This is a genomic window from Methyloceanibacter sp., from assembly GCF_050999895.1.
Taxonomy (GTDB): Bacteria; Pseudomonadota; Alphaproteobacteria; order Rhizobiales; family Methyloligellaceae; genus Methyloceanibacter.
Genome location: NZ_JBPCOU010000073.1, coordinates 1 through 6,107, shown reverse-complemented (window position 1 = coordinate 6,107; position 6,107 = coordinate 1). Strand labels below are relative to the sequence as shown.

The 6,107-nt window shown below is 62.1% G+C and carries 9 protein-coding genes; 5 read left to right on the top strand and 4 right to left on the bottom strand.

The features are described from left to right. The coding region (locus ACR2J1_RS08125; protein WP_434018828.1) for a hypothetical protein at positions 1 to 320 on the bottom strand (320 nt) is incomplete at its 3' end. Between the two features lie 306 nt (positions 321 to 626). Between ACR2J1_RS08125 and ACR2J1_RS08120 the strand changes: the two genes are divergently transcribed. The 4 genes from ACR2J1_RS08120 (at position 627) to ACR2J1_RS08105 (ending at position 3,319) form a co-directional block, all read left to right on the top strand. After that, positions 627 to 1,547 (top strand): D-alanyl-D-alanine carboxypeptidase family protein, encoded by a 921-nt coding sequence (locus tag ACR2J1_RS08120; protein ID WP_434018827.1) that lies wholly within the window; start codon positions 627 to 629, stop codon positions 1,545 to 1,547. 54 nt (positions 1,548 to 1,601) lie between these two features. After that, positions 1,602 to 2,024, top strand: coding sequence for a metallopeptidase family protein (locus tag ACR2J1_RS08115; protein WP_434018826.1), 423 nt, complete (start codon positions 1,602 to 1,604; stop codon positions 2,022 to 2,024). Positions 2,025 to 2,117: 93 nt separating this feature from the next. After that, positions 2,118 to 2,624, top strand: a complete 507-nt coding sequence (locus ACR2J1_RS08110) for a hypothetical protein (protein ID WP_434018825.1) — start codon at positions 2,118 to 2,120, stop codon at positions 2,622 to 2,624. A 110-nt stretch (positions 2,625 to 2,734) separates the two neighbouring features. Continuing rightward, a complete protein-coding gene (locus ACR2J1_RS08105) occupies positions 2,735 to 3,319 on the top strand; it encodes a hypothetical protein (protein WP_434018824.1) in 585 nt (194 codons plus the stop codon). An 18-nt stretch (positions 3,320 to 3,337) separates the two neighbouring features. Here ACR2J1_RS08105 and ACR2J1_RS08100 read toward each other — a convergent pair whose 3' ends face one another. Together ACR2J1_RS08100 and ACR2J1_RS08095 are read right to left on the bottom strand one after the other, a co-directional pair. After that, complete coding sequence (locus tag ACR2J1_RS08100) at positions 3,338 to 3,661, bottom strand: hypothetical protein (RefSeq protein WP_434018823.1); 324 nt, start codon at positions 3,659 to 3,661, stop codon at positions 3,338 to 3,340. A gap of 12 nt (positions 3,662 to 3,673) precedes the next feature. Continuing rightward, positions 3,674 to 4,069: a PH domain-containing protein gene (locus ACR2J1_RS08095; RefSeq protein ID WP_434018822.1), complete on the bottom strand. Its 396-nt coding sequence runs from the start codon at positions 4,067 to 4,069 to the stop codon at positions 3,674 to 3,676. 147 nt (positions 4,070 to 4,216) lie between these two features. Between ACR2J1_RS08095 and leuD the strand changes: the two genes are divergently transcribed. Then, positions 4,217 to 4,822, top strand: coding sequence for a 3-isopropylmalate dehydratase small subunit (gene leuD / locus ACR2J1_RS08090; protein ID WP_434018821.1), 606 nt, complete (start codon positions 4,217 to 4,219; stop codon positions 4,820 to 4,822). Between the two features lie 26 nt (positions 4,823 to 4,848). Here the strand turns inward: leuD and ACR2J1_RS08085 are convergent. After that, positions 4,849 to 6,107, bottom strand: a 1,259-nt coding sequence (locus tag ACR2J1_RS08085; RefSeq protein WP_434018820.1) for an asparagine synthetase B family protein, incomplete at its 5' end; no start/stop codon positions are given.

Below are 6,107 nucleotides of genomic sequence, written 5' to 3'. Positions count from 1 at the left end.
CGGCCGCGGTCGTCGCCGCGATTGCCGTCGTTCCAATTTCTTCCCTTCTTGCCCTTATCCCAATCGTTATCCCAGCGGCCGTGATCGCCTTTGCCGTAGTAGCGCGGACCGCCGTAGGCGCGGGAACCGTAGACGGGGGGCCGCGGGATGTAGCCGGGCGGAAATGGCGCCGCGCCATAGACATTGACCGAGCACCAGCCGTTCCAAGGCCCGCAGGCTTCCTGGCACCAATTGTTCCAGCCGCCGCATTGCGTTCGGCAAAAATTATTCCAAGGCCGCACTCGGCCGCGCACCAGTTTCCACTCGACGCATTGCGGCATGCACCAGTTGTTCCAAGGCCCACAGCCTTGCGCTGATGCTCCGGTCGTACCGGCGGCGCTCCCTGACAAGAACAGGAACACAACGGCGAAAGCTGCAAAAAAAGCGGTTGCGAAACATCTCGAAGGTCCCTCGTTGTTGCCGCGCATCGCACGCCTATCACGATCTAGAATAGTGGCATGGCCTGAATGAGACGTGAGCGCCGAATCAGGCGCCGTTCAGCTGGAGGCGGCTTCCGTTCCGCGCAACCTATCCGCTATGAGCCCGCGATGATCCGCGCCCTGCGTCCTGACCGAGGAGAAAAGCGCTTGCCCCTCGCCCGCTTTGGGCTCCGTGCCGGCACAATCGCCCTGGCGATACTGATCGGCGCCCCAGCGTTCGGCCAGGAGGCCACCGCTCCGCCCGAGGTCACGGCTTCCTCCGTCTTTGTGCTGAACGCCGATACCGGCCAGCCGCTGTATCGGAAGAACGAGAACAAGACGTTCAGGATTCTCAGCATCACGAAACTGATCACGGCCTATGTCCTCGTACAGCGCCTGGGCGGGCAGCTGTCCGACACCGTGACAATTACCCAATCGCATCTTGTGCCTGGGTCGACGGCCGGCCTTCGCAAGGGCGACGTCTGGACTTTGAACGATCTGCTTTACGGCACGCTGCTCGTCTCCGGGAACGATGCTTCCCTCGCCATCGCCGATCACGTCGGACGGACAATCCTCGCCCAAGAAAAGAAGGGGGGCAGTTCCATCAAGCGCTTCGTGACGGAGATGCGACCCGCGGCAATGGCTCTCGGAGCAAAGCAGGCGCAATTTGCCGATCCGTATGGTCTTTCCGCCGCCAACACTGCGAGCGCGCGCGACGTGGCAGTGATGGGGCAGACTATCTTTCGCGATGCACGGTTGCTGCCGTTTTGGCGGTGCGCGCAACGGATGCTGAGCATCCGCGGGCCAAACGCGCGCACGGTCACGCTCAACAGCAGTATCGAGATGCTCGGCGAAGACCGCATCTTGGGCGCAAAGACCGGATCGCATGTCAGCAAGAATATCTACAATCTCGTCGTGGGATGGCGCGCGCCGAATGGACAGACGATCGTCGCCGTGGTCCTGGGCAGCGCCGACCATCCCTCCCGCTACAATGACATGCGGGCTATCTTGGCAGCATTGCCGCAGGACTTCCCGGAGCTGGCGGCGCCGGCCGCGCCCGCGACGCGAACGCCTGCCTGTAACGAATGATTTGCGGTGAAGCCCCCTCTTGGCGCGCGCTTGAGACCTGCTAGCAAGGCGCTCATGAGCAGGATGGACAGACTCGATTGGGACGGCACGCCGGCACCGAGCCTCGCCGATGTCGAACTGATTGCCGACGCCGCCTATCGGCGCTTGCCAAAGGACTTCCGCGCGCTCTGTAGCGATCTCGTCATCCGCGTGGAGGACTTTCCCACCGACGAGGTGCTCAGCGCCATGCAGATCGACTCGCCCTTTGATCTGCTCGGCCTCTATTCCGGCGTCGACCTCTCCCACAAAAGCGTGCTCGATGTCGGTGGCCTGCCCGACATGGTGTTTCTCTATCGCCGGCCCATCCTGGATTATTGGGCCGAGCATGAGGACACGCTCGGTTCCATCGTCACCCACGTGCTCGTACACGAGATTGGGCACCATTTCGGATTCTCCGATGCCGACATGGCACGGATCGAGGCCGAAGCCTCCGCCTGATCGTCAAGAGGCTTTTGCGTGTTGACGAAGGCTCTTGCCCGCCCGCACACTGAAGGCGAACGCGAATAATCGGGGCAGCGAGGGAACAAAAAAATGAAGGCTGCCCGTTTTGTCGTGGGAATCGCGATTGCCGCAGGTTTGCTCGCCGGTCTTGTGCCGTCTCCGAGCTCTGCTGAAACCGGCAAGATCGTACAGCCCGGCAAGGTCGTTCAGCCGGGCAAGCTGGTCGTCGCCGGGCGCCGCCTCTCCTGCGGCTCGACGGCGACCCTGATCAGGGATTTCGAGGGCTTCGCCGTATCGTCGAACGTGATCATGCTCAACATGCAGGCGCTGAAGGAACTGCCCCGGCGCGTGCAATGGCTCATCTACTACCACGAATGCGGCCATATCCTTTTGGGACCCAATGAGATCGCGGCCGATTGCTATGCCGTGCGCAGGGCAAGACGCGAGGGCTGGCTCAACCAGGCCGGCATCGAGGAGATCTGCACTGCCTTCAACATCTCGGGCCATGGCCCCGTGCATCCGGACCCAGAAGAACGTTGCGATCGCCTCCGCCAATGCTTCATGGAGAAGGGTGTGACGGCGGACGGCAGCCGTTAACGGCCGGTGCGGAGGCCTGAAACGTGGGAATTCCGCTCAGCGTGATTGCACCCCAACTCTTCCGCCATTACACTTGCGATTCAATGAGGGAATTCTGTTCAGGCCTTTGGTTGGCGCCATTTTGCGCCCTGTTGATCGGCGGCGCGCTGCTCGGCACCCCTGCGCGTGCCGAATGGGCAAACAAAGAAGGCTCCACGGTCAAGGGGCCGACCATTGATGAATACCTCAATCAAGTTGGCCCGGACGGCAAGCTCGTCAAACACGGCGCGCTCAAGATCGACGGCAAGTCGGTCAGTTGCGGTAAGCGCCCGACCGTCATCAATCCCAATTTCGACAGCTGGGGCGGCGCCTTTCCCGGCTTTGTCATCCTCAACACGAAGAAGATCAGCGGGCTTTCGACGCCCGTGAAGCTCTACGTCTATTCCCACGAATGCGGGCATCAATTCATCGGTGCCGATGAGACCGCCGCAGACTGTTTCGCCATCCGGCGCGGCGTGCGTTATGGCTGGCTCGACGCCTTGGGATTGGAGGACATCTGCACCTTCATCTCGACCTTGAAGGGCGACGCGGTGCATCCGCCGGGGCCAGTCCGCTGCGAAGCCATGCGGAAATGCTATGCCAACGCCGTCCAGGGATCGAGCCGCCATACGACCGGGCCGGCCAACAAGGCGCAGACCCTAGGGCCGTCCAACTAGCGCGGGCGTCTCGCCGGATCAGAAGATCCAGGCGATCATCAGCCAAAAGATCACGAAGAACAGCAGGAAGCCCGTGATGGTGAAGGGCAGCTCGCCAAAAATGGCGTCGCCGCCAGACACGACGGTCATGATGAGGATAGCGACGAAGGACACGCCGAACGAGATCAGGGCCGCAGTCTTAAGTCCAAGACCTGCCGAAAACGGATCCGACGATCCAATCATGTCGGTGAAGTAGTAAAGCAAAGCGCCCCCGACAACGATCAGGAGCAGCACCGCAACGGATGCCGCAAGGAAGAGGCGTGTCGCCTCTTTACGATCGCGTCGATCCTCGGGGCCCGGCATCGGCTTCCTCGCTCAGCTCGCCTCGTCCAGCGTCTGTGCCTTCGTGATCGCTTCGCGGATCTCGTGCGGGTCGGGCATGTCCTTTACCGTGAACTCCGGCTCGTCGCCGGCGGTCGAAATCTCCACTGTCCCCACGCCAAGGATGCGGTTGACGAACCCCTGAGTCACGCGCACGGAACGGACATGCCTTAGAGACACGGCAGTGCGGTCTTTGCTCAGGATGCCTTTCTCGTACATGACCTCGTGATCTGTCACCATGAGCGACGTGGCGCGCGTGAGCACGTACCAGTATAGCAGGATGAGAATGCCGATGCCCAAGACCGGGATCAGCAGGACGGAGAGGATGAACCAGAAAGGGTGCGCCCGGAACATCGCCGGATGCGCTTCATAGATGAGAGTTCCTGCCATTGCGCGCTCCTCACTGGACTGGCCGTGGACCATAATCGCCCCCCTTGCTTCTGCAAAGTGGAGATGGCGGTCAGGCCGCTCGGAAACTATGGCCAGCAAGCGCTCAGGAGACTAAAACGAGCCGAACCCCTATCGCGAGAACTGACCATGGACAAGTTCACGACCCTAACGGGCATCGCCGCACCGCTTCCCATGATCAACGTCGACACCGACATGATCATCCCGAAGCAGTACCTGAAAACCATCAAGCGCACCGGACTAGGCAAGGGTCTGTTCGCCGAGCTGCGCTATGACGAGGAGGGCAAACCCAAGCCCGACTTCATGCTGAACCGGCCGCCTTACGACAAGGCGACCATCCTAATCGCCGGCGACAATTTCGGCTGCGGTTCCTCGCGCGAGCATGCTCCATGGGCGCTGCTGGATTTCGGCTTCCGCTGCATCATCGCGCCGTCCTTCGCCGACATCTTTTACAACAACTGCTTCAAGAACGGCATTCTGCCGATCACGCTGCCGCAAAGCGGGGTCGACAAGCTTCTCGACGATGCCTCGCGCGGCCCCAACGCCACGATAACCGTCGATCTCGAAGCGCAGGAAATCCGTGGCCCCGACGGCGGCGTCATCCATTTCGTTATCGACGCCTTCCTCAAGCGCTGCCTGCTGGAAGGGCTCGACGATATCGGCCTGACACTGCAGAAGGCCAACGCCATTCAAGCCTTCGAGGTTGACATGCACGCCCAAAGGCCGTGGGTTTAGGCGGACAACGCTCTTCTCGTGTCGCGCTAAAGCCCCGCCCTCTGCCGCCAGGCCTGGAACATCAGCACGGTCCAAATCTTGGCGGTGGCGTCCTCTCGCCCGTCCACATGATTTTGCCATGCCGCGCGGATGGGTGCTGAGGCGAACAGCCCGTCGGCCTGAAGCGCCGCGGGCGCAAGCAAATCCTCCGCCCAATCGCGCAACGGATCCTTGAGCCAAGTTCCGACCGGGACCCCGAACCCCATCTTCGGCCGCGCGACAAGTTTCTCCGGCACGAAACGGTTGAGCACCTTGCGCAAGATCCATTTGCTGCGCCCGTCGCGAATGCGCATGTGCTGCGGCAGTGCCCAGGCGAAGGCGACGACGCGGTGGTCGAGCAGCGGCACGCGCACCTCAAGCGAGACTGCCATGCTGGCGCGATCGACCTTGGTGAGAATATCGTCGGGCAGATAGGTCAGCGTATCGAGATATTGGAACCGCTGCGCGGGGTGACCGTGTGAGCTGCTTCCATTGAAGCGATGCGCCGGCTCGCGGCCGCCGATGACGATGCTGTCCGGATCCTGCCACTGCGACACGAGACGGAGATAGATGCCGTCGGCGTCCGATCCGAGCAGATCGCCGAGCTTCTGCATCTTGTTGCCGAGCTGCTTTACGCGATAGCGCTCAGGCAGCATAGGCGGCAGCTGATCCCATAGCCGCGGCGGCAGCGTCTGCAGCGACCGCGCCGCGAGCTGACGCAACGGTCGGGGCACGCGCCGCATGAAGCGCTGGAGGCGTTCAGTATGATGATGGCGATTATAGCCGCCGAAGACTTCATCGCCGCCGTCGCCGGACAGCGCGACGGTCACGTGCTGCCGCGTCAGCGCGGAGACGAGGAAGGTCGGGATCTGCGAAGAATCGGCGAAGGGCTCGTCGTAGATATAGGCGAGGCGCGGGATGACGGCTTGCGCCTCCTCGGGCGTGACATAGAGCTCGACATGGTCGGTGCCGAGATGGCGCGCGACGGCCTTGGCGTGGGGAGCCTCGTCGAAATCGGATTCGCGGAAGCCGATGGAGAACGTGCGCACTTTTTGGTTGTTGGTCGCCTGCATCACGGCGACGACGGTCGAGGAATCGATGCCGCCGCTCAAAAACGCGCCGAGCGGCACATCGGCGATCTTCCGCCGCTGCACCGCGTCTTGCAGCAGGCGGGCGAGCTCTTCCTCCGCCTCCGCGTCACTCCCCATGAACGGGTCACGCGCGGCATCGTCTGCGATTTCGGCTAGCGACCAGTAGGTGGAAAACG